This window comes from uncultured Jatrophihabitans sp., assembly GCF_964252635.1.
Lineage (GTDB): Bacteria > Actinomycetota > Actinomycetes > Mycobacteriales > Jatrophihabitantaceae > Jatrophihabitans.
Genome location: NZ_CAXUNP010000009.1, coordinates 69,693 through 91,743, shown reverse-complemented (window position 1 = coordinate 91,743; position 22,051 = coordinate 69,693). Strand labels below are relative to the sequence as shown.

At 71.4% G+C, this 22,051-nt stretch carries 27 protein-coding genes, 1 tRNA gene and 1 riboswitch; of the genes, 24 read left to right on the top strand and 4 right to left on the bottom strand.

Annotation, left to right across the window (positions count from 1 at the left end; genetic code table 11):
- The first annotated feature begins 8 nt into the window (after positions 1 to 8).
- From xerD to ACFFCA_RS06255, 10 genes are all read left to right on the top strand, one after another.
- Positions 9 to 968, top strand: a complete 960-nt coding sequence (xerD, locus tag ACFFCA_RS06300) for a site-specific tyrosine recombinase XerD (protein WP_375482897.1) — start codon at positions 9 to 11, stop codon at positions 966 to 968.
- A 50-nt stretch (positions 969 to 1,018) separates the two neighbouring features.
- Positions 1,019 to 1,912: a ParA family protein gene (locus ACFFCA_RS06295; RefSeq protein WP_375482895.1), complete on the top strand. Its 894-nt coding sequence runs from the start codon at positions 1,019 to 1,021 to the stop codon at positions 1,910 to 1,912.
- A gap of 19 nt (positions 1,913 to 1,931) precedes the next feature.
- Positions 1,932 to 2,834: a segregation and condensation protein A gene (locus ACFFCA_RS06290; protein ID WP_375482893.1), complete on the top strand. Its 903-nt coding sequence runs from the start codon at positions 1,932 to 1,934 to the stop codon at positions 2,832 to 2,834.
- Positions 2,831 to 3,577, top strand: a complete 747-nt coding sequence (scpB, locus tag ACFFCA_RS06285) for an SMC-Scp complex subunit ScpB (protein WP_375482891.1) — start codon at positions 2,831 to 2,833, stop codon at positions 3,575 to 3,577. The genes ACFFCA_RS06290 and scpB overlap by 4 nt, the downstream gene beginning before the upstream one ends.
- Positions 3,570 to 4,355 (top strand): pseudouridine synthase, encoded by a 786-nt coding sequence (locus ACFFCA_RS06280; protein ID WP_375482889.1) that lies wholly within the window; start codon positions 3,570 to 3,572, stop codon positions 4,353 to 4,355. Before scpB ends, ACFFCA_RS06280 begins: the two co-directional genes overlap by 8 nt.
- A gap of 1 nt (position 4,356) precedes the next feature.
- Positions 4,357 to 4,719 carry a chorismate mutase gene (gene aroH, locus ACFFCA_RS06275; protein WP_375482887.1) on the top strand — a complete coding sequence of 121 codons (363 nt, stop codon included), beginning with the start codon at positions 4,357 to 4,359 and terminating at the stop codon, positions 4,717 to 4,719.
- 49 nt (positions 4,720 to 4,768) lie between these two features.
- A complete protein-coding gene (cmk, locus tag ACFFCA_RS06270) occupies positions 4,769 to 5,443 on the top strand; it encodes a (d)CMP kinase (RefSeq protein WP_375482885.1) in 675 nt (224 codons plus the stop codon).
- 25 nt (positions 5,444 to 5,468) lie between these two features.
- Entirely contained in the window at positions 5,469 to 6,131 is a 663-nt protein-coding gene (locus ACFFCA_RS06265) for a lysophospholipid acyltransferase family protein (protein WP_375482883.1), read from the top strand.
- The gene (der, locus tag ACFFCA_RS06260) at positions 6,115 to 7,470 is read left to right on the top strand and encodes a ribosome biogenesis GTPase Der (protein ID WP_375482881.1); all 1,356 of its coding nucleotides are present in this window, start codon (positions 6,115 to 6,117) and stop codon (positions 7,468 to 7,470) included. The genes ACFFCA_RS06265 and der overlap by 17 nt, the downstream gene beginning before the upstream one ends.
- A 37-nt stretch (positions 7,471 to 7,507) precedes the next feature.
- A tRNA-Pro gene (locus ACFFCA_RS06255) sits at positions 7,508 to 7,581 on the top strand.
- Positions 7,582 to 7,757: 176 nt separating this feature from the next.
- Here the strand turns inward: ACFFCA_RS06255 and ACFFCA_RS06250 are convergent.
- Both ACFFCA_RS06250 and ACFFCA_RS06245 read right to left on the bottom strand, forming a co-directional pair.
- Positions 7,758 to 8,162, bottom strand: coding sequence for a hypothetical protein (locus tag ACFFCA_RS06250; protein ID WP_375482879.1), 405 nt, complete (start codon positions 8,160 to 8,162; stop codon positions 7,758 to 7,760).
- A gap of 45 nt (positions 8,163 to 8,207) precedes the next feature.
- Entirely contained in the window at positions 8,208 to 8,687 is a 480-nt protein-coding gene (locus tag ACFFCA_RS06245) for a DUF6941 family protein (RefSeq protein WP_375482877.1), read from the bottom strand.
- A gap of 196 nt (positions 8,688 to 8,883) precedes the next feature.
- Between ACFFCA_RS06245 and ACFFCA_RS06240 the strand changes: the two genes are divergently transcribed.
- On the top strand, positions 8,884 to 9,165 hold the full coding sequence (locus ACFFCA_RS06240; protein WP_375482875.1) for a hypothetical protein: 282 nt from the start codon (positions 8,884 to 8,886) through the stop codon (positions 9,163 to 9,165).
- A gap of 95 nt (positions 9,166 to 9,260) precedes the next feature.
- Here ACFFCA_RS06240 and ACFFCA_RS06235 read toward each other — a convergent pair whose 3' ends face one another.
- Together ACFFCA_RS06235 and ACFFCA_RS06230 are read right to left on the bottom strand one after the other, a co-directional pair.
- Positions 9,261 to 9,563 (bottom strand): helix-turn-helix domain-containing protein, encoded by a 303-nt coding sequence (locus tag ACFFCA_RS06235; protein ID WP_375482873.1) that lies wholly within the window; start codon positions 9,561 to 9,563, stop codon positions 9,261 to 9,263.
- Between the two features lie 595 nt (positions 9,564 to 10,158).
- Positions 10,159 to 10,362 (bottom strand): hypothetical protein, encoded by a 204-nt coding sequence (locus tag ACFFCA_RS06230; RefSeq protein ID WP_375482871.1) that lies wholly within the window; start codon positions 10,360 to 10,362, stop codon positions 10,159 to 10,161.
- A 292-nt stretch (positions 10,363 to 10,654) separates the two neighbouring features.
- Here ACFFCA_RS06230 and ACFFCA_RS06225 point away from each other — a divergent pair, with 292 nt between their 5' ends.
- The 13 genes from ACFFCA_RS06225 to ACFFCA_RS06165 all read left to right on the top strand — a co-directional run bounded on the left by ACFFCA_RS06225 (position 10,655) and on the right by ACFFCA_RS06165 (position 22,034).
- Positions 10,655 to 11,275 carry a CDP-alcohol phosphatidyltransferase family protein gene (locus ACFFCA_RS06225; protein ID WP_375482869.1) on the top strand — a complete coding sequence of 207 codons (621 nt, stop codon included), beginning with the start codon at positions 10,655 to 10,657 and terminating at the stop codon, positions 11,273 to 11,275.
- Positions 11,276 to 11,288: 13 nt separating this feature from the next.
- Positions 11,289 to 12,179, top strand: coding sequence for a DUF881 domain-containing protein (locus ACFFCA_RS06220; RefSeq protein ID WP_375482868.1), 891 nt, complete (start codon positions 11,289 to 11,291; stop codon positions 12,177 to 12,179).
- Positions 12,176 to 12,508: a small basic family protein gene (locus tag ACFFCA_RS06215; protein WP_375482866.1), complete on the top strand. Its 333-nt coding sequence runs from the start codon at positions 12,176 to 12,178 to the stop codon at positions 12,506 to 12,508. Before ACFFCA_RS06220 ends, ACFFCA_RS06215 begins: the two co-directional genes overlap by 4 nt.
- A 3-nt stretch (positions 12,509 to 12,511) precedes the next feature.
- On the top strand, positions 12,512 to 13,312 hold the full coding sequence (locus tag ACFFCA_RS06210; RefSeq protein ID WP_375482864.1) for a DUF881 domain-containing protein: 801 nt from the start codon (positions 12,512 to 12,514) through the stop codon (positions 13,310 to 13,312).
- A gap of 60 nt (positions 13,313 to 13,372) precedes the next feature.
- Positions 13,373 to 13,762 (top strand): glycine cleavage system protein GcvH, encoded by a 390-nt coding sequence (gcvH, locus tag ACFFCA_RS06205; RefSeq protein WP_375482862.1) that lies wholly within the window; start codon positions 13,373 to 13,375, stop codon positions 13,760 to 13,762.
- A gap of 124 nt (positions 13,763 to 13,886) precedes the next feature.
- Positions 13,887 to 14,405 (top strand): FHA domain-containing protein, encoded by a 519-nt coding sequence (locus ACFFCA_RS06200; protein WP_375482860.1) that lies wholly within the window; start codon positions 13,887 to 13,889, stop codon positions 14,403 to 14,405.
- 31 nt (positions 14,406 to 14,436) lie between these two features.
- A complete protein-coding gene (locus ACFFCA_RS06195) occupies positions 14,437 to 15,192 on the top strand; it encodes a MerR family transcriptional regulator (RefSeq protein ID WP_375482858.1) in 756 nt (251 codons plus the stop codon).
- Between the two features lie 113 nt (positions 15,193 to 15,305).
- Entirely contained in the window at positions 15,306 to 15,767 is a 462-nt protein-coding gene (locus ACFFCA_RS06190) for a bifunctional nuclease family protein (protein ID WP_375482932.1), read from the top strand.
- Between the two features lie 99 nt (positions 15,768 to 15,866).
- Positions 15,867 to 16,478: a MerR family transcriptional regulator gene (locus ACFFCA_RS06185; protein WP_375482856.1), complete on the top strand. Its 612-nt coding sequence runs from the start codon at positions 15,867 to 15,869 to the stop codon at positions 16,476 to 16,478.
- Between the two features lie 105 nt (positions 16,479 to 16,583).
- Positions 16,584 to 16,679, top strand: a riboswitch (glycine riboswitch).
- An 81-nt stretch (positions 16,680 to 16,760) separates the two neighbouring features.
- A complete protein-coding gene (gene gcvP / locus ACFFCA_RS06180) occupies positions 16,761 to 19,646 on the top strand; it encodes an aminomethyl-transferring glycine dehydrogenase (RefSeq protein ID WP_375482854.1) in 2,886 nt (961 codons plus the stop codon).
- Between the two features lie 152 nt (positions 19,647 to 19,798).
- Positions 19,799 to 20,203 (top strand): Fur family transcriptional regulator, encoded by a 405-nt coding sequence (locus tag ACFFCA_RS06175; RefSeq protein ID WP_375482852.1) that lies wholly within the window; start codon positions 19,799 to 19,801, stop codon positions 20,201 to 20,203.
- Between the two features lie 16 nt (positions 20,204 to 20,219).
- Positions 20,220 to 21,392, top strand: a complete 1,173-nt coding sequence (locus ACFFCA_RS06170) for an MFS transporter (RefSeq protein ID WP_375482851.1) — start codon at positions 20,220 to 20,222, stop codon at positions 21,390 to 21,392.
- A gap of 33 nt (positions 21,393 to 21,425) precedes the next feature.
- On the top strand, positions 21,426 to 22,034 hold the full coding sequence (locus tag ACFFCA_RS06165; RefSeq protein ID WP_375482849.1) for a hypothetical protein: 609 nt from the start codon (positions 21,426 to 21,428) through the stop codon (positions 22,032 to 22,034).
- The last annotated feature ends 17 nt before the right edge of the window (positions 22,035 to 22,051 follow it).

Sequence of the window (22,051 nt, the reverse complement as noted above, 5' to 3'; positions counted from 1 at the left end):
CCCCGCCGATGACCTCGACCAGGACCGGTGCGGCACGGGCCGGCGATCGGCGTGCGCCGATCGTCGTCACGCGCGGCTTCCTGGACCATCTCGCGGTCGAGCGCGGCGTCGCCGCCAACACCCTGAGCTCCTACCGACGCGACCTCGAGCGTTACGCGCACTACCTCGGGGCCCACGGCGTGGCGAGGCTGGACGACGTCACGGCGGCCACGGTCGGCGGCTTCCTGTCCTACCTGCGCGAGGGCGACGCCGACCACCCGCCGCTGTCCGCGTCCTCGGCGGCCCGGGCCGTCGTGGCCGTGCGTGGCCTGCACCGGTTCGCGCTGCGCGAGGGGCTGGTCGAGGTGGACGTGTCGCGTGAGGTGCGGCCGGCGGCGCCGCCCCGACGACTGCCCAAGGCGATCACGGTCGAGGAGGTCGAGCGGCTGCTGGAGGCCGCCGGCTATGCCCGTACCGCCCTGGCGCTGCGCGACCGGGCCCTGTTGGAGCTGCTGTACGGCACCGGCGCGCGGATCTCCGAGGCGGTCGGGCTGGACGTCGACGAGCTGGACCTGGCGGACGGCACGGTGCTGCTGCGCGGCAAGGGTGGCAAGGAGCGCCGGGTGCCGGTCGGCTCGTTCGCGGCCACCGCGCTGTCGGCCTACCTGGTGCAGGCCAGGCCGGTGTTGGCCGCGGAGGGCCGCGGCACGTCGCGGGTCTTCCTGAACTCGCGGGGCGGGCCGCTGTCGCGCCAATCGGCGTGGGTGGTGCTGCGGACCGCGGCCGAACGGGCCGGGCTGGCCGACGGGCTGTCGCCGCACACGCTGCGGCACTCCTTCGCCACTCACCTCTTGGAGGGCGGGGCGGACGTGCGGGTGGTCCAGGAACTGCTGGGACACGCCTCGGTGACGACGACCCAGATCTACACCCTCGTGACGGTCGACCGGCTGCGCGAGGTGTACGCCACGGCCCACCCCCGCGCACGGTAGATTCGCCGGGGCGCGAGGCGAACCAATCCGACGGGAGGGCGGCTCAGTACATGACCAGCTCGGGTCGAGACGACGCAGCCGGGGGACTGTTCCCGGCGGAGCCGAAGACGCCGACCGATCCGGCCGCCGCCCGCCCGCGGCGTGAGATCCCCGACCCACCGCCCCTGCAGCGGCACGGGCCGGCGCGGGTCATCTCCCTGTGCAATCAGAAGGGCGGCGTCGGCAAGACGACGTCCACCATCAACCTGGGCGCGTCGCTGGCCGAGCTGGGCCGCCGGGTGCTGCTCGTCGACTTCGACCCGCAGGGTGCGCTGTCGGCCGGCCTCGGCATCGCGCCGCACCAGCTCGAGCGCACCACCTACAACCTGATGCTCGAGCGGTCGGTGCACATCGACGACGTGCTGCTCAAGACCGGCATCCCCGGCGTCGACCTGCTCCCCAGCAACATCGACCTGTCCGCCGCGGAGATCCAGCTCGTCACCGAGGTCGGGCGCGAGCAGACGCTGGCCCGGTCACTGGCCCCGGCGCTGGGCGACTACGACTACGTGCTCATCGACTGCCAGCCCTCCCTGGGACTGCTGACCGTCAACGCGCTGACCGCCTCGCACGGCGTGATCATCCCGTTGGAGTGCGAGTTCTTCAGCCTGCGCGGCGTCGCGCTGCTCGTCGACACCATCGAGAAGGTGCAGGACCGCCTGAACCCGCAGCTGACGCTCGACGGCATCCTGGCCACGATGTACGACGGACGGACCAACCACGGCCGCGAGGTGTTCTCGCGCGTGCTCGAGGCGTTCGGCGACAAGGTGTTCCAGACCGTCGTCGCCCGCACGGTCCGCTTCCCCGAGACGACGGTCGCCGGCGAGCCGATCACGTCCTGGGCGCCGAACTCGACGGGCGCCAAGGCCTACCGCGCCCTGGCCCGCGAAGTGATCGCCCGATCATGAAGCGCAGCACGGGTCGGCCGTGAGCCCGGACGACGTGCCGGTGGACACGGTGGCGACGCTTGAGGACGAGATCGAGCTCGCCGACCTCGCCTCCGAGCTGACCGCCGGGGCGCCGGAGGCCGCAGGCCGCCCGGACGACGGCGCGTTCCGGGTGACCCTCGACAACTTCGAGGGCCCCTTCGACCTGCTGCTCAACCTCATCAGCCGCCGCCAGCTCGACGTCACCGAGGTCGCGCTGTCGCAGGTGACGGACGAGTTCATCAGCCACCTGGCCGGCATGGACACCTGGGATCTGGGTCAGGCCACCGAGTTCCTCGTCGTCGCCGCCACCCTGCTCGACCTCAAGACGGCGCGGCTGCTGCCTGCGGCCGAGGTCGAGGACGAGGAGGACCTCGCCCTGCTCGAGGCCCGCGACCTGCTGTTCGCCCGGTTGCTGCAGTACCGCGCGTACAAGCTCGCGGCCGCCTACCTCGCCGAGCTCGACCGCGCCCAGGCCCGGCGCCACGGCCGGGCCGTCGAGCTGGAGACGCGCTTCGCAGAGCTGCTGCCCGACGTCTACCTGGGCGTCGACCCGCAACGTTTCGCCGCCATCGCCGCGGCCGCGCTGGCACCCAAACCGGTGCCGGTGGTCATGACCGACCACGTGCACGCCCCGCAGGTCAGCGTCACCGAACACATGGCGATCATCCGCGAGCGGCTGCGTCGCCAGGGCTCCGTCACCTTCCGGGCGTTGGTCGGCGACTGCGAGCTGACCCTGGAGGTGGTGGCCCGCTTCCTCGGGCTGCTCGAGCTCTACCGCGACGGGTCCGTGGCCTTCGACCAGGCCGCCGCGCTGGCCGAGCTGCGCATCCGCTGGACGGGCAGCACCGACCACGACGAGCAGGACGAGGCGTCCGTGGACGCCGACGAGGAGTACCAGTGACCGAGTCCGAGCCCCAGCCGAGTGAGCACCGGCCCACCGATCTCGAGCCCGTCGATTCCCAGCCCGCCGACTCCCAGCCGACGGACGCCCGGGCGTCGACCACGGTGCCGGGCGACGACGAGGCGACCGACGCGGTCGTGGCCGACGAGACCCAGCTGCCGGACGACCTCGCGCTGCGCCTCGCCGACCCCGCCGACCTCGTGTCCGCGCTCGAGGCCATCCTGTTCGTCGTCGAGGCACCGGTCAGCGTGGCCACCCTCGCCGCGTCGCTGCAGCTCACCACCGACGCGATCACCGATGGCCTGGACACCCTGCGGGCCGCCTATGACGAGCGTGACGCGGGCATGGAGCTGCGCGAGATCGCCGGGGGAGTCCGGCTGTTCACCCGTCCGCAGCACGCCGAGATCGTCGAGCACTTCCTGCACGACGGCCAGCGCACCCGGCTGACGCAGGCCGCCCTCGAGACCCTCGCCGTCATCGCCTACCGCCAGCCGGTCACCCGGCAGCGCGTGTCCGCGATCCGCGGCGTCAACGTCGACGGCGTCGTCCGCACCCTGCTGGCCCGCGGGCTCGTCGTCGAGGTCGGCCAGGACCCGGACACCGGCGGCGGCCTGTTCCGCACCACCGAGATGTTCCTCGAGAAGATGGGCCTGCGTTCGCTGGACGAGCTGCCCTCGCTCGCCCCGCTGCTGCCCGACCTCGACGGCATCGACGATTTGGCGGGCGTGGCCGGCGATGCCTGACGCCCACCTGCCCGACGGCATCCGGTTGCAGAAGGTGCTCGCGTCGGCCGGCGTCGGTTCGCGCCGCGTCAGCGAGGACCTCATCGCGGCCGGCCGCGTCACCGTGGACGGCGAGGTCGCGGTGCTGGGCGCCCGAGTGAACCCGGAGACCGCGGTCATCCACGTCAACGGCGACCGCATCGTGGTCCGCGAGGGTCTCGCCCACCTCGCGCTGAACAAGCCGCGCGGCGTGCTGAGCGCGATGTCGGACGACCGGGGCCGTCCGACGGTGGGCGATCTCGTCGCCGACCGCGAGGAACGGCTGTTCCACGTCGGACGCCTGGACAGCGACAGCGAGGGCCTGCTGCTGCTCACCAACGACGGTGACCTCGCACACCACCTGATGCACCCGTCCTTCGGGGTGCTCAAGACCTATCTGGCCACCGTCCCGGGACCGGTCGCCAAGGACGTGGGGCGGCGGCTGCTGGCGGGCGTCGAGCTCGAGGACGGTCCGGCCACCGCCGACGCCTTCAAGATCGTCCAGACCCAGGGGGACCAGGCCATCGTCGAGGTGATCCTGCACGAGGGCCGCAAGCACATCGTGCGCCGGATGCTGGCCGAGGTCGGCCACCCGGTCTCCCGCCTCGTGCGCACCCGGATCGGGCCGGTCCGCCTCGGTGGGTTGCGAGCCGGCGCCCTCCGGCCGCTGACCAGGCCGGAGCTCGCCGAGCTGCATCGCCTGGTCGAGGGCACCCCGACGTCCGGGCCGATCGACGACGACATGGACCCGGAGGACTGACGTGGCGGTACGGGCGGTACGCGGGGCGATCCAGGTCGACGCCAACGAGCGCGACGACATCCTGCAGGGAACATCGGAGCTGGTGACGGAGGTGCTGCGCCGCAACGAGATCGACGCCGAGGACCTCATCAGCATCGTGTTCACCGCGACGCCCGATCTCAACGCCGACTTCCCGGCCTACGCGGCGCGCCTGCTCGGGCTGGTCGACGTCCCGCTGCTGTGTACCACCGAGATCGCCGTGCCGGGAGCCATGCCGCGGGTGCTGCGGCTCATGGCCCACGTCGAGACGCAGCGCCCGCGCGCCGAGATCCGCCACGTGTACCTGCGCGGCGCGGCGGCGCTGCGCACCGACCTGCCCCAGTAGGCGCATCGGCCTGGCATCGGCAGGCGGCGGGCATCCGTATCCTTGCCGTGTGTCCACAGAGAGTTCGCCGGCGTTCACCGGGGTCGTCGCGTTGGACGGACCGTCGGGAACGGGCAAGTCGACCGTCGCCCGCCGGCTCGCCGAACGGCTCGACGCGCGCTACCTCGACACCGGCGCGATGTACCGGGCGGCCACCGTCGCGGCCCTGCGTGCCGGCGTCGGCCTCGACGACGGGGTCGCGGTGACCCGGGTCGTCGAGACCGCCGAGATCGAGATCTCGACCGACCCCGGGGCCGTGTCCGTGCTCCTGGACGGCGAGCCCGTCGACGCCCAGATCCGCAGCGCCGAGACCACCGCCGCGGTCAGCGCCGTCTCGGCCGTGCCTGCCGTGCGCGCCCAGCTCGTCGCCGCCCAGCGCGACCTCATCGGCGACGGTGGCATCGTCGTCGAGGGGCGCGACATCGGCTCGGTCGTGTGGCCGAGCGCGCGACCCAAGGTGTACCTGACCGCCAGCGCCGAGGCCCGCGCCGCCCGCCGGGCGGGCGAACTCCAGGCCGACGTCGCCGCCATCGCCGCGGACATCGCCCGCCGCGACGGCCTCGACAGCAGCCGTGCCGCCAGCCCGCTGACGCAGTCGGCCGACGCCGTCGAACTCGACACGACCGACCTGGACATCGACCAGGTCGTCGACCGGCTCGTCGAACTCGCGCACGCCGCGAAGTGATGCCCCGCTGATGTACGCCCCCACGATGGCGGACCGGGTCTCCGGTTCCGCCGAGCTGCGCCGTCGGCAGGCGATCGGTCGCCGCATCGCGTCCGGGCTGGGCCACGTCAGGCTCCTCGGGCTCGCGAACCTGCCGCCGTCCGGGCCGGTGGTGCTCGCCGGCAACCACCTCTCGGCCCTCGACGGCCCGCTGATCTTCGCCTTCGCACCCCGCCCCCCGACCTTCCTGGTCAAGGACGAGGCGTTCACCGGCCCGCTCGTGCCGCTGCTGCGCGGCGCGGGCCAGGTACCGATCGTCCGGGACCGCGTCGACCGCGCGCCGATCCGGCTCACGGTCGAGCTGCTCCGTCGTGGCGGGGTGGTGGGGATCTTTCCCGAGGGCGGCCGGGGTGACGGCCTGGCCCGCACCGCCAAGCCGGGAGTCGGCTACCTGGCCCTGCGCTCCGGGGCCCAGGTCGTCCCGGTGGCCTGCCACGGCACCGACGTGCTGCTGCGCCGCCCGTGGGCCCGGCCGGACGCGCGGATCGTGTTCGGCCCGGCGATCGCCTTCGACCGCGCCCCGGACGCCCAGCCTCTCCACCGCCGCACGGTGGCCGCGGCGACCGAGCGCGTCCGCGCGTCGCTGGCCGCCCTCGTCGCGAACAGCGCTCCACCCGATGTGAGGACCCCGCATGACCGAGCCGCCTGACGACCTCCCCACCGACGAGGACGTCCCGGCCGCTCCGGTCGTCGCCGTCGTGGGCCGACCCAACGTCGGCAAATCGACGTTGGTCAACCGCATCCTGGGCCGCCGCGAGGCCGTCGTGCAGGACGTCCCCGGAGTCACCCGCGACCGGATCGCCTACGACGCGCTGTGGAACGGCCGACGCTTCACCCTGGTCGACACCGGCGGCTGGGAACCGGACGCACGCGGGCTGCAGGCCATGGTGTCCGCCCAGGCGGAACGCGCGGTGACCACCGCCGACCTCGTGCTGTTCGTGGTCGACGGGCGCACCGGCGCCACCGACACCGACCTGACGGTGGCCCGCACGCTGCGCCGGGCGAAGCGACCCGTCGTGCTGGCCGTCACCAAGGTCGACGACGAGCGCCTCGAACCCGACACCGCCGAGCTCTGGTCACTCGGGCTCGGCGAGCCGTTCCCGGTCAGCGGGCTGCACGGTCGCGGCAGCGGGGACCTGCTCGACGCGGTGCTCGACCGGTTGCCCGACGCGCCCGCCGACACCGACATCGAGGGCGGTCCGCGCCGCGTCGCCCTCGTCGGGCGTCCCAACGTCGGCAAGTCCAGCCTGCTGAACAAGCTGACCCACGACGAGCGCTCGGTCGTCGACTCGGTCGCCGGCACGACCATCGACCCGGTCGACAGCCTGGTCGAGCTCGGCGGCGAGGTGTGGCGCTTCGTCGACACCGCCGGGCTGCGCCGTCGCGTCCACCAGGCCAGCGGCATGGAGTACTACGCCAGTCTGCGCACCGCCGCGGCGATCGAGGCCGCCGAGGTCGCGGTCGTGCTGCTGGACGCCTCGGAGCGGCTCAGCGAGCAGGACCAGCGGGTCATCGCCGAGGTCGTCGACGCCGGCCGCGCGCTGGTCATCGCCTTCAACAAGTGGGACCTGGTCGACGAGGACCGTCGTGACCAGCTGGAGCGCGAGATCGAACGCGATCTGGCCAGGGTCGCGTGGGCCCCGCGAATCAACGTGTCGGCCCGCACCGGGCGCGCCGTCGAGAAGCTCGCCGGCAGCCTGCGCACCTCTCTGGAGTCCTGGGACCGGCGCGTGTCGACCGGCCGGCTCAACACCTGGCTGACCGACGTCGTCGCGGGGACCCCGCCCCCGGCGCGCGGCGGCCGGGCCCCGCGCGTGCTGTTCGCGACGCAGGCCGACACGCGGCCCCCGCGTTTCGTGCTGTTCACGACCGGATTCCTCGAGGCCGGCTACCGGCGCTTCCTCGAGCGGCGCCTGCGCGAGGACTTCGACTTCACCGGCACGCCGATCGAGATCTCGGTGAAGGTGCGCGAGCGCAGGACGAAGTAGCCGGTCGGCTAGAGTTACCGGCGGTTCTTCACGAGAGCGGGACGTGGCGCAGCTTGGTAGCGCACCTGACTGGGGGTCAGGGGGTCGCAGGTTCAAATCCTGTCGTCCCGACAGAACGAAGGCCCGGGAAACCGGGCACGGAGGGCGTGGGCCCGCCGGCCGATACGTGCTCGGCGGGCCTGCGTGTAGCAACCGGTGTAGCAACGCTCGTTCATCACGCGCACGCCGCGCACCCGAGCAGCGGAAAACCAGCGGCGCACACCTGCCGGTGGAATGTCCAATAGGAGTCAGCCAGAGCTGGCAGGGCCGCCGTACTGCGCGTTGTCATCTTCTTGCACGGGGTCGGGTGGAGGTTCCTGGTCTTGTAGCGACGGGGGCATCGACACGTTCTGCGCGCTGCTGGCATCGATCACGTTGTAGTTGATCACGTTCGCTTGCATGTGAATTGGAGGCCCAGCGGGCAAGGTGGGAGGTGGCGCCACTGTCGACTCTTGGAACGCGCCCTCGACTAGTACGGCAACGGCGAGGGCCACCAGCACACTGGCCTTGAGCCAAACCGGTCCGGTATGCGGCAGGTGGTTCTGAAGGACGATGCCGCTGACCAACAGCAAACTCAGGACGCTCAGGACCCACTGCCACACCCTTGTGACGGCGTTCAAGCCTGATCTGGTGCACCGTGCGATGAACCGCACCCGTTCCACCGTCGCAGCCTCCCTGCCGTATCCGCGTAGAACAGGTCAGAATCGCGGAAGGGCGCTCGGTCCGATGCCCATGGTCTGGTTCAACGACACAACCTGGTAAGAGATCTCCTCCTCCAGCGATCCGTCGAGTTCTACCAAGAACCGGTAGCGCCCCAGGCTCGGCAGCGGAATGCCGGGAAAATTTACTGCCATGGCGACGTTTTGATCTTCGCCGGTCGCAAGCCCCGGGGGGCGCCCAACGTTGAACTCAGCTTCGACCTTCAACGGACTGATGACGTCGGGGCCCGTGGGTACTAGGACTGGCTGCCCGTCAGCATCGACCAGGCCAATGTTCAGCTTGTGCTGTTGATTGGTCTGCTGCCACGGGACTGTGATGATGATGCCCAGGCCAAGGGTCACGCCGTAGGGCGATGGGGCGCCGGGGGGGACGATGGACCGGTCAATGCCTCCTCCCGACACGTAAAGCAGGTTGTTCAGAGCCTCCACGTGGTTGCACAGCGTCGCCGATACCTTCATGACGTCCTCCTCGATGTTTTCCGTCCTAGCTGACGGTCATACCATAGCAGTAGACGGAACTTCCGTCGTAAAGACGACGTTTACCATCACGACTTCGTGGATTACGCGCCTTCCACTGGCGGACGGCCTGTTTCGTCCGTGAAGATGGAGGACTGCGGGACCAAAGTCACCAGACATCGAGAGGACCAAGGATCTGATGGCAATCGATCACCAGCCAAGAGGCAAGTCGGAGAAGCGTCGCCGAAATGAGGTGGTAAGCGTGCGCATGACGTCTGACGAGCTGCGGTCCATCGAGGAGCGCGCCAAGGTCGAGGGCAAGCCCGTCGCCGCCCTACTTCGAGAGTGTGCGCTGCCGGGCGCGCAAGCGACGCCAATGAACTCCGCTCGTAACGTCGTCGCGGGCATCGTGAACGGCGGGCCCACCGACGGCAGCCGCATCATCTACAACTCGTCGTGGGGCGGTGCCGTCAACTCCTGAGGCATATAAAGCTCGAACGCCCGTCTAGTCCTCCGGCTAGGCGGGCGTTCTCGTTTCTGACGGCCGGAGGAAGGAACAGTGGAAGGGCCCCGAACCTAACCTCGCAGCCACGCGTCGACGTCGTCGCGGTGGATGCGCCACCGACCGTTTGGCCGTGCCTGGTAGCCGCGGAGGCTGCCGTCAGCGAGGGCGGCGAGCACCTCACGCTTGCCGGCGCGGGCGTAGGCCTGCACCTCGCCGACGACGAGCCACGGGCTGTCCAGCAGCGCCTTGTCCTGCCCGACTGCAGGCCCGCGTACCGCGGACGGGGTCGGTCGGCGCGCCAGGGTGGCATTCAGTTGACGAAGCTCGCTGAGCAGCGCCTCTAGGGCGCCTGTGGGTTCAGGTGGAAGCGTCATGGTTGCGACATAACGCTGCCCCGGCCGGATTGAACCAGCCGGGGCAGCGTCAGTTGAGGACCGAGCGTGACCTAGTTGCCGCCAACCGCGTCCCAGCGCGGCGGCGTCACACTGCATAGGCGGTCGTCGCCGAGTACTTCTCGCAGATGGTTCGTCTCCCGTTCTGTAGCGCAGCCGAGCCTGTCCCACACGATGGGCGGGACAACGTTCAGCAGGGCTGCGGCATCGACCACCGTCCCAGCTCGCAGCAGGGCGCCGACGGGTTCGATAGCTGGTAGCAGCCACCGAGCTGTGGCCCGCCGCACTTTCACTTCGTTCCGCAGGCAGAAGGACCTGCAGATGCCTCCCAGGGCCAGGTGGTGAAGTTCGTGAGCGAGCGCGCAGCGACGATCACGCGGCCCCAACTTGGGCGAGAACCAGATGACGGGGCCGGTGGCCGTCCAGCTCGCTTCGGCCCATCTGCCGCTCCTAAGCTCGGCGACGCGGATCGCCACCCCGTCGCGCTCAGCTTGGGCCCGATACCAGTCCCAAGGCGACGTTCCGGCCGCTGGCCGGTCAACCCAGCCACCCGGGCCATGGCAGCGCCTTCCGGCGATCAACGGACGCCCCCGCCTGCGAGCTGGCCGAGCACCAGCTGCAGCGCCTCAACCAGCTGTTGCGGCTCGAGGCTGAGCGGGACGTGCAGTTCTCCGCCGTAGCAGGTGGGGTCGTCGTCGCCGAAGAACGTGAGGTGATGTTGGTTTGCGCACCAAGGTGCGCAAAGCTGCTGCGTGCCTGCAGCCGGGGAGCCGGCAGGCACGTCGGTACGGTCTCGCATGGGTCGTTCCTCCTGAGAAGGCAGGTTGGTTCGGTCAAGGCCTCGGTCCGGTGTTAGCGCACCGGCCGAGGCCGCTTCGTGTAGCAGCGCATGTAGCAACGGCTGCGATTGCACCCCTGTCGTCGGGTGTCTACCGATGACATGGAGGCCCGCGTTCGCGGGATAGGGTGTCGTCGGTGGCCACCCATGGACGGGGTTCCGTTGCCTGGGGGTCAGGGGGTCGCAGGTTCAAATCCTGTCGTCCCGACAGATTGTGGGTTACGGGGAGGTCTCTATGAGCGAGACCGTCCCGGTCACCGGAGACCAACCGGACCTCGAACCCGACCGGTTGTGGACGATCCCGAACGCGCTGAGCATCCTGCGCCTGTTCGGTGTCCCGCTGTTCCTGTACCTGGTCCTCGGCCCGCACGAGAACGCCTGGGCCGTGGTCGTGCTGGCCGTGTCGGGCTTCACCGACTGGCTCGACGGCGTGCTGGCCCGGGCCCTGAACCAGACCAGCCGCCTCGGAGCCCTGCTGGACCCGCTCGCCGACCGGCTCTACATCCTGGCCACCCTCGTGGGCCTCGTCCTGCGCCACATCATGCCGCTGTGGCTCGCGATCGTGATCGTCGGCCGGGACCTCGTACTCGGCCTCACCCTGCCCCTGCTGCGCAGGGCCGGCTACGGGCCGCCCGCCGTCCACTACCTCGGCAAGGCGGCGACGTTCTGCCTGCTCTACGCGTTCCCGCTGCTGCTGCTCGGCACCTATGACAACCAGACCGCGTACGTCGCCAAGGCCATCGCCTGGGGTTTCACCATCTGGGGCAGCGCGCTGTACGTGTGGGCGGGAGCGGTGTACTTCGTGCAGGTCACCGGACTGATCCGGCGTCCCGTCGCGACGCCGGCACGGACCTGACGAGGTACGGTCGATGCCCGCGCCGCCTGAGGACCGCGTGCCGAGTCGCGGCACGAACCGCGAGTCCGCGCAGCTCATCCTCGATCTGGTCACGAACACGCTCGACCCGGGTTACCGTTCCGCCGCCGCGCGGCACGGGCCGGGCGGCTCCCGTCGATGGTGGGACCGTCCCGCCGTGGCGCTCGGTTGCCTGCTGATCGGTTTCGTCCTCGTCGTGGCCTACGACCACACGCACCGCAGCGCACCCGAGACGCAACGGGTGCACAACTCGCTCGTCGACCGCGCCCGGGCCGCGCAGTCCGGCGCGAACCGGCTCGCCGCCGAACTCGGCCGGGCCGAACGCTCGCTCTCGAGCGAGCAGAACCGGGTGCTGCCCAGCTCGAACGCGGCCGCCCGCGCCCAACAGTCGGCGCAGGTCGCGGCCGGGCAGGTGGCCGTGCACGGGCCGGGCCTGACCGTCACCCTCCGCGAACCCAAGGCGTCGAAGACCACCGCCGCCAACGGACGGGTCGGCAGCACGCCGGTCGCGGCGACGCATATCCTCACCGACCGTGATGTGCGCAGCGTGGTCAACGAGCTCTGGTCCGACGGCGCCGAGGCGATCGCGGTGAACGGCATCAGGCTGACCCCGACGAGCGCCATCCGGTTCGCGGGTGAGGCGGTGCTCGTGGACTTCCAGCCCATCACCTCGCCGTACACGATCACCGCCCTGGGCGACGCGGACCTGCTGTCCACCACGTTCGCGCAGAGCGCGGTCGCCAGCCGCTACCAGACGCTGGTCAGCGCGTCCGGCATCGGCTTCTCCTTCGACACCCACTCGCGCGTCGACCTGAAGGCCGGCGTGCCCGGCACGTTGCGCTACGCCGTCCCCACCTCGCCGCACCCCAGCCGGACGTCCCGGTGATCGCCGCGCTGGCGCTGGTCGTCGGCATCGTGCTGGGCCTGGTGCTGCGACCGACGGTGCCGGGCTGGCTCGAGCCCTACCTGCCGATCGCGGTCGTCGCGGCGCTCGACGCGGTCTTCGGCGGCCTGCGGGCGCGCCTGGACGGCATCTTCGACGCCAAGGTGTTCGTCGTCTCGTTCATCTCCAACGTCCTGGTCGCCGCGCTGATCGTCTTCGTGGGCGACAAGCTCGGCGTGGGCGCGCAGCTGTCGACCGCGGTCGTCGTCGTCCTGGGCATCCGCATCTTCGGCAACGCCGCCGCGATCCGCCGACACCTGTTCCGGGCGTGACCGATGAGTGACGACCAGCCCGCGTCGGACGGCGTCGGATCGGAGGACGCCGCGCCCGACGAGCAGAACCTCGCTGCCGACCGGCCCCCGAATCGGCACCGCGGGCTGCTCGGCGGCCGGCACGCGTCCGCCGCGGTCATCGGCGTGCTGACCCTTCTGCTCGGCTTCGCCATCGTCGTCCAGGTCAGGGCGAACTCGTCGTCGGACAACCTCAGCGGCCTGCGCGAGGACGACCTCGTCAACATCCTCGACAACCAGAACAACCGGGCCGACCGCCTGCGTCAGCAGATCACGCAGCTGCAGGGCAGCCTGCGCCGTCTCAAGGACTCCGGGGACCGGTCGGCGGCCGCACGCGAGCAGGCCCGCAGCGAGGCCCAGGCCCTGGGCGTGCTGCTCGGCACGCTGCCGGCCACCGGGCCGGGTGTGCGGGTCACGGTCACCGACCCGGACGGCCGCCTGAACGGCGAGGACCTGCTCGACGTCGCAGAGGAGCTGCGCGGCGCGGGCGCCGAGGCGATCTCGTTCGGCTCCGGCTCGTCGGCCGGGGTGCGGGTCAGCACCGACACGGCGTTCACCGGATCGCCCGGCGCGGTGCGCGTCGACGGCAGGACCCTGCGGCCGCCGTACACGGTGTCGGCCATCGGCGAGGCGAAGACGCTCGACACCGCCCTGAACATCCCCGGCGGGGTGGCCGCGACCCTGCGCCTCAAGGGCGGCGAGCTCACCGTCTCGGAGCGCAGCAAGATCGCCATCACGGTCACCCGGCCGCTGCCGCGCGCGAAGTACGTGAAGCCCTCGCGTTGACCGTGACCCCGGTGGGTAGGGTCAGGGCGGTTTACGACGTCCAGCAGGGAGGAAGTGCCCATGTCCGAGGTGCCCGACACGCTGAAGTACACGGCGGAGCACGAATGGGTGCGTCTCGGCGAGGGCGGCTCCAGCACGGTCCGGGTGGGCATCACCGACTACGCGCAGCAGGCTCTGGGCGACGTCGTCTACGTGTCGTTGCCGGAGGTCGGCGCCGACATCGCCGCCGGGGCCACGATCGGCGAGGTCGAGTCGACGAAGAGCGTCTCGGACGTGTTCGCGCCACTGACCGGTTCGGTCACGGCCCGTAACGAGGCTCTCGACGACCAGCCGGAGCTGATCAACTCCGACCCGTACGGCGAGGGTTGGATCCTCGAGATCGAGGTCGCCGAACCGGGCGAGCTGGACTCGTTGCTGGACGCGGGAGCGTACGGCACGCTCGCGGGCTGACGCCCTCGACCTGCGATTGACCCTCGCATCGGGCCCGTCCTAGGCTCGGCGCACCGCTCGACTTCCGCATCTGCTTGCGGCGGCGTTCCCCCGATCGGCCGTCACTGAACTGAAGGGTGACCGCGTGTTCTGCACCGCCTGTGGCACCGAGAATCTTCCCGGTAGCCACTACTGCGCCAACTGTGGCGCGGCCCTTCCGGTCTCGACCCCGGGACCGGACGTCACCACGACCATCAGCAGCACCACCAGCGGCTCGCTGCCCGATTCCGACAACGAGTTCTCGGCCGAGGCCCACCAGGGCGCCGTCGACGCGCTGACCCCGGGCTCGGCCCTTCTCGTCGTCAAGCGCGGACCCAACGCCGGCAGCCGATTCCTGCTCGACCAGGACGTCACGTCGGCGGGTCGCCACCCGGACAGTGACATCTTCCTGGACGATGTCACCGTGTCCCGCAGGCATGCCGAGTTCCGCCGCGAAGGCAGCGGCTACACGGTCCATGACGTGGGCTCGCTCAACGGCACGTACGTCAACCGTGAGCGCATCGACGCGGCACCGTTGTCCGGTGGCGACGAGGTGCAGATCGGCAAGTTCCGGCTGGTGTATCTGACGGCGGCGGTTCGTACCGGCGTCGGCGCCAAGGCATGATCACCCGTTCCACGTCTCGGGGAGTGCGCGCATGACGAGGGCAGCGACCGCGGAGCAGTATCCGTCCACGCTCACGATCGGCGACGTGCTCGCCCATCTGAAGGTCGACTTCCCCGATCTGACGATCAGCAAGATCCGCTTCCTCGAGACCGAGGGTCTGGTCCAGCCCGAACGCACGCCGTCGGGCTACCGCAAGTTCTCCACCGGCGATGTCGCCCGTCTGCGCTACGTGCTGTCCCAGCAGCGTGATCACTACCTGCCGTTGCGGGTCATCAAGGAGCAGCTCGACGCCATCGACCGCGGCCTCGTCCCGCCGGGGACGTCGCCGGACAGCCCGCGTGCCGCGCACGTGGCCGTCGCGAGCATCCCCGACAACGCGCCCACCGCCGAGCACTTCCGGCCCGCTCCGGCGGCGATGCGGATGTCGAAGGACGAGCTGTGCAACGCGGCCGGGTTGCGGGCCGACCAGCTGGGCGAACTCGAGCAGTTCGGCCTGGTCAACGCGAGGCCGGGCGGCTACTACGACGACGACGCGCTGGCCGTGGCGACCATCGTCGCCGACCTCGCCCGCTTCGGGCTCGAAGGTCGTCACCTGCGGGCGTTCCGGACGGCCGCCGAACGCGAGGTCGGCCTGTTCGCGCAGGTCGTCGGCCCGACGGGCCGTCAGCGCGGGGGAGAGGCGAAGGCCCGCGCGGAGGAGACCGTCCGCGAGCTCGCCGCCCTCTCGGTCCGGCTGCACGCAGCCCTCGTGCAGATCGGGTTGCGCGAGGTCACCGGCGGGTCATGAGACACCGCCGGACGTTACCGACCGACGTGTAGCGTCGAAGTCGTCCGGAACGCGTTCGCGGGTTCCCGGGACGTCGAGGGTCGGTACGGCAGGAGGTCCCCATCGTGCATCCGATGCGAGTGGTCGGCGTTCGGGTCGAGCTCCCGGCCAACAGCCCGGTCGTGCTGCTGCGCGAAGAGGACGGCGTGCGCTACCTGCCGATCTGGATCGGCGCCGTCGAGGCGTCGGCGATCGCCTTCCAGCAGCAGGGCGTGCAGACCGTCCGGCCGCTCACCCACGATCTGTTGCGTGATGTCATCTCGGCCCTCGGCGTGCGTCTCGAGGCCGTGCACATCACCGAGATGCGGGACGACATCTACTACGCCGAGCTGCGCTTCACCGGCGGGGTGACCGTCAGCGCCCGTCCGTCCGACGCGATCGCGCTGGCCCTGCGCAGCGACGTCGCCATCCTGGGTTCGGACGCCGTGCTCGACGCGGCCGGGATCGAGATCCCCGACGAGCAGGAGGACGAGGTCGAGAAGTTCAAGGAGTTCCTCGACAACATCTCGCCCGAGGACTTCGCCTCCGAGGGGTGATTGGACCGGCTCGATCCCTCAACGTCAACGTGAGGGTTATGAAATGCGGCGCGTCGCATTGACCACGGCACCGTTGCCGTCCTACCGTCAGCCGAGCAAATGACGAGCGTGCAATTCGCGGGGCGCAACAGAGGCGGGGACTTGATGAGCGACCATCCGGAGCAGGGCGCGCTGTTCGCCGACCCGTCCGATCCCGACGGTGACGACATCGTCGGCTACCGCGGCCCCACCGCCTGCTCCGCGGCCGGGATCACCTACCGCCAGCTCGACTACTGGGCCCGCACCGACCTCGTGCTGCCGACGGTGCGCACGGCCACCGGTTCCGGCAGCCAGCGTCTCTACTCCTTCAAGGACATCCTGGTCCTCAAGGTCGTCAAGCGACTGCTCGACGCCGGGGTGTCGCTGCAGAACATCCGGGTCGCGGTCGAGGCGCTGCGCGCCCGCGGCGTCGACGACCTGGCCCAGGTGACGCTGCTGTCCGACGGGGCGACGGTCTATGAGTGCACGTCCTCCGAGGAGGTCGTCGACCTGCTGCAGGGCGGGCAGGGCGTGTTCGGCATCGCGGTCAGCGGAGCGCTGCGCGAGCTGCGCGGGTCGCTGGCCCACCTCCCGGGTGAGCGGGCCGGCCTCGTCGAGGTCGACGAGACCGCCGGTGCCGCCGCGCGCGACGAGCTGTCGCAGCGCCGGCAGCGCCGCTCGGCCACCGCCTGACCGGCGTGTTCGACCGACCCGCCTGATCTGGGTCACATTCGACCCCTCGGGAGCGTCGTGACCCGCCCTCCGGCCGCCGACGCTGGTACCGTCGGAGACGGCTGACGACCACGCTCGGGAGAGCCGACCGCACTGTTGCGAGCCGGCGCCGAAGGGGCAACCTCCCCGGAACCTCTCAGGCACCAGGACCGAGCGGACGAGGCCAGTCTGAAGGGGCACCTCCCGACAGACGGGGACCGGTCGCCCTTCGGTGACCGCGTCGAGCCGTCCTTCCGGAGCGTCATGCCCAACGAGCAGTCCCGCCCCACGCTGACCGACCTCGAGCACGCCGACCGCTTCGTCGCCAGGCACATCGGCGTCACCGACGGGACGGCCGACCAGCAGCGCATGCTCGACGCCCTCGGCTACACCGGCCTCGACGACCTGCTCGCCGACGCGGTCCCGGCCAGCATCCGCGAGAAGCTCACCCTCGCCCTGCCGCCGGCCGCATCCGAGGTCGAGGTGGCGGCCGAACTGCGTGCGCTGGCCGACCGCAACGAGGTGCTGACCTCGATGATCGGCCTCGGCTACCACGGCACGGTGACCCCGGCCGTGATCCGCCGCAACGTGCTCGAGAACCCGGCCTGGTACACCGCCTACACGCCCTACCAGCCCGAGATCAGCCAGGGCCGGCTCGAGGCACTGATCAACTTCCAGACCGTCGTCGAGGACCTGACCGGGCTCCCGGTCGCCGGGGCGTCCGTCCTGGACGAGGGCACCGCCGCCGCCGAGGCGATGGCCCTGGCCCACCGCGCGTCCAAGACCGGTGACGTGTTCGTCGTCGACGCCGACGCGCTGCCGCAGATGATCGACGTCGTGCGCACCCGGGCGACGCCGCTCGGCCTCTCGGTCGTCGTGCAGTCGTTGGACGAGCCGCTGCCGGAGGAGGGCGTCTTCGGCGTGCTCGCGCAGTACCCGGGTGCCTCGGGCGCGATCCGTGACCTCGCCCCGCTGGCCGAGGCGACCCACGCCCTGGGGGCGCAGCTCGTCGTGGCCGCCGACCTGCTCGCGCTGACCCTGCTGACCCCGCCCGGTGAGCTCGGCGCCGACCTCGCCGTCGGCACCACGCAGCGCTTCGGCGTGCCGATGGGCTTCGGCGGCCCGCACGCCGGTTACCTCGCCGTCCGCTCCGGGCTCGAGCGCCAGCTGCCCGGTCGGCTCGTCGGGGTGTCGGTGGACGCCGTTGGCGCCCCGGCCTACCGGCTCGCGCTGCAGACCCGCGAGCAGCACATCCGCCGCGAGAAGGCCACGTCCAACATCTGCACCGCGCAGGTGCTGCTGGCCGTCATCGCCTCGATGTACGCGGTCTACCACGGCCCGGACGGGCTCCGGGCAATCGCGCGCCGCGTGCACCGGCTCACCGCCGTGCTGGCCGCCGGTCTGCGCGAGGGCGGGGTCGACGTCGCCGACGTGCCGGTGTTCGACACCGTCACCGCCACCGTGCCCGGCCGCGCCGCCGACGTGGTGCGCAACGCGCGCGCCACGGGCGTCAACCTGCGTCACGTGGACGACGACACGGTCGGGATCACGCTGGACGAGGTCACGACCCGCGCCCACGTCGCCGCGGTGTGGGACGCCTTCGGGGTGGACCTCGAACCCGAGGCCGTCGACCGGTTCGACGCGTCGGTCCCCGACGAGCTGCCCTTCGCGCGCACCAGCGAGTTCCTGACCCACCCGGTCTTCCACGCCCACCGGTCCGAGACCGCGATGCTGCGCTACCTGCGCCGCCTCGCCGACCGCGACTACGCGCTCGACCGCGGCATGATCCCGCTGGGCTCGTGCACGATGAAGCTCAACGCCACCACCGAGATGGAGCCGGTCACCAACCCCGGCTTCGCGAACATCCACCCGTTCGCGCCGGCCGACCAGTTCTCCGGCTACACCCGGCTCATCGGCGACCTCGCGTCCTGGCTCACCGAGATCACCGGCTACGACGCGGTGTCGCTGCAGCCCAACGCCGGTTCGCAGGGCGAGTTCGCGGGCCTGCTCGCGATCCACAACTACCTGCGCTCGTCCGGTCAGGAGCACCGCGACGTCTGCCTCATCCCGGCGTCGGCGCACGGCACCAACGCCGCGTCGGCAGTCATGGCCGGGCTGCGTGTCGTCGTCGTCAAGACCGGCGGCGACCAGGGCGAGGTCGACCTCGACGACTTGCGAGCCAAGATCGCGCAGCACGCCGACTCGCTGGCCGCGATCATGATCACCTACCCGTCGACGCACGGGGTCTTCGAGGACCACATCGGCGAGATTTGCGCCCAGGTGCACGAGGCCGGCGGCCAGGTCTACGTCGACGGCGCGAACCTCAACGCGATGGTCGGGCTGGCCCGTCCCGGCAAGTTCGGGGCCGACGTCTCGCACCTGAACCTGCACAAGACGTTCTGCATCCCGCACGGCGGCGGCGGCCCCGGCGTCGGGCCCGTGGCAGTGCGCTCGCACCTGTCGCCGTTCCTGCCGAACCACCCGCTGCAGCCTGCTGCCGGGCCCGACACCGGCGCCGGCGCGATCTCCTCGGCGCCCTGGGGCTCCGCATCCATCCTGCCGATCACCTGGGCCTACCTGCGGCTCATGGGCCCGGACGGCCTCACCGCGGCCACCGGCGCGGCGATCCTGGCCGCGAACTACACCGCACGGCGCCTCGACGAGCACTACCCGGTGCTCTACACGGGCGCGCACGGCCTGGTGGCCCACGAGTGCATCCTCGACCTGCGCGGCATCACCAAGGACACGGGCGTCACCGTCGACGACGTCGCCAAGCGCCTGATCGACTACGGGTTCCACGCGCCGACGATGTCGTTCCCGGTGGCCGGCACCCTGATGGTCGAACCGACGGAATCAGAGAATCTGGTGGAGCTGGACAGATTCGTGGCGGCCATGATCGCGATCAAGGGCGAGATCGACCGGGTCGCGGCAGGGGAGTGGCCGGCCGGCGACAACCCGCTGGCGAACGCACCGCACACCGCCGAGAGCGTCACCGGCGACTGGGCGCACCCGTACTCCCGCGAGCTGGCCGCGTTCCCCGAGGGCGTGGACCCGCGCTCGAAGTACTGGCCCCCGGTGCGGCGCATCGACGGCGCCTTCGGCGACCGCAACCTGGTCTGCTCCTGCCCGCCGGTGGCCGAGTACGCCTGACCTGCCGCTCCTTCTCCTGTGATCAACTGCGGCTCGGGGTTGCTGCTCCACCGCGACGTAGTTGATCACCGGCCAGATGGTGGCGGTCGGCAGTGACGCGTAGTTGATAACGGTTACCGCTAGGCTGAGTGCATGGTCGACGGAGTCGTGAGATGAGCCCGGCGCGCCAGCGGGCCACCCGTCAGGGCGACGCGGTCCGTGAGGCCCTGAGCGGGTGCGGCGGGTTCCGCAGCGCGCAGGACGTGTACGCCGTTCTGCGACGCGACGGCTCGAACGTCGGCCTCTCCACCGTCTACCGGCACCTGCAGGCACTGGTCGACGGAGGCACGGTCGACGTCATCCATACGCCCGAGGGCGAGGCGACCTACCGCTACTGCGGCGACCAGGGCTCCGGCCACCACCACCATCTGGTCTGCCGGCGCTGCGGCAACACCGCCGAGATCGAGGGTCGCGCCATCGAACGGTGGGCCGGCGAGGTGGCGCGCGAGCACGGCTACGCCGACGTCGACCACACCATCGAGCTGTTCGGCCTGTGCCCGCAGTGCGCGGCCGCCTGACCGAGCGGCCGTTCCGGTGAACCGCGCGGCCGGCTGGCGCCCGGTCCTCGCCTACGCCGCGCTGAGTGCGGCCAACCAGATGCTCTGGCTGACGTACGCGCCGATCACCACCGGTTCGGCCCACCACTACGGCGTCTCCGAGGGCGCGATCGGCTGGCTGGCCGAGCTGTTCCCCCTGCTGTACGTGGTCCTGGCGCTGCCGGCGGGCCGCCTCGTCGACCGGCACCTGCCGCTCTGGTTGGGCGCCGGTGCGGTGCTGACGGCCGCGGGTGCCGTCGTCCGGCTCACCGGTGACGCGTACGGCACCGCGTTGGCCGGCCAGGTGCTGGTCGCGGTGGCCCAGCCGCTCGTGCTCAACGCCGTGACGCGCATGTCGGCGCGCCACCTCGAACCGGCCGACCGCGCGGGCGGGATCGCGGTGTCGTCGGCCGGCATCTTCGCCGGCATGGTGCTGGCGCTGGGCACCGGCTCGGTCTTCGGCGCCGGCCACCTGCGGGCGCTGCTCCTCGTCCAGGGCGTCCTGTCCGTCCTCGCCGCCGGCTGGCTCGTCCTCGAGCTGCGTCGGCCGGCGGCGGCCGTCGAGACGCCCGAGGCCGCCGTCCGCCTGCGGGTCGTGTGGGCCGACCGGCAGGTGCGGGTGCTCGTCGGGCTGGTCTGCGTGGGGTTCGGGGCGTTCGTGGCCGTCACCACCTGGCTGCAGACGCTGCTGCGTCCGGCGGGTGTCGGGGAGACGGCGGCGGGCGTGCTGCTGCTCGTCATGGTGCTGGCCGGGGTGGTGGCGTCCGCGACCCTGCCACCGGTCGTCGCGAGGCGCGCCGGCGAGGCCCGCTACCTGTTCGTGTCGGTGGTCGTCGGCGGTGCGGCGTTCGCGCTGCTCGCGATCGCCCCGGGCCTGTGGACCGGGCTGGCGGCGGTGCTCGCGCTGGGGGTGTTCCTGCTGAGCGACCTGCCGGTCATCCTCGACCTCGCCGAGCGACGTGCCGGTTCGGCCGGGGCCACGGTGAGCGCGCTGATCTGGCTGGCCGGCAACGCCGCGGGACTCGTCGCAGCGCTGGTGGTGCAGGTGCTGGACCACCGCCCGCACGTCGCCTTCGCCGTGCTCGCGGCGCTGGTCGTGGCCGGCCTGCCGCTGGTCCGCGGAATTCCCTCGGCCCGACGTGCAACCACCGGGGGGTCGGTGCGCGTCTAACCCCTGGGAGCAGACGGGGGGAGGCGGCAGCGCGTGGTGGTCGAGCAGGTGCACGACGCCGACGACGCGCGGGCCGCCGACCTGCTCCTCGACGAGGTCGAGCAGCGACGACGCGGTTGGCTGCTCGTCACCCTCGGGGTACTGGTGTCGGCCCTCGCCGTCGCGGTGCCGACCGTGCTGTCGGACCGGACATCGACCAGCGCGGACGGCCCGGGGCCGGCGGGGGACGGCCCCGCTCGCCAGGCCGCGGTCTACGTCGCCGCCCTGTCCGGGGGCCCGGCGCCGCACCGCCTCGCGCGCCGCGTGTACGTCCGCGACCGGCAGTGCGCCGACGTCGTGAGCGTGGCGGTCTCCCGCTGCCACGGCCCGGCCGTGCCGCAGCAGGTGCAACGCCGGGTGAGCCAGGTCCTCGGCCCCGCAGTCGTGTTCCGCACGGACCCGCCGACGTCGAGCGAGACCGGGGTGCCCGTAGTGACCTTCGGCCCGCTGCGGGTGGGCGGCCGGAGTGGGCACGTCATTGCCCGACTGCAGATGGAGACCCAGTGCGGCAGCCTCTGCGGCCAGGGGCAGACGCTGGTGTTGCGCTGGCATCGGGGGCGCTGGTACGTCAGCGGTACCACCGGTCCGCAGTGGGTCGGCTGACCACCGTCGAGGACCGG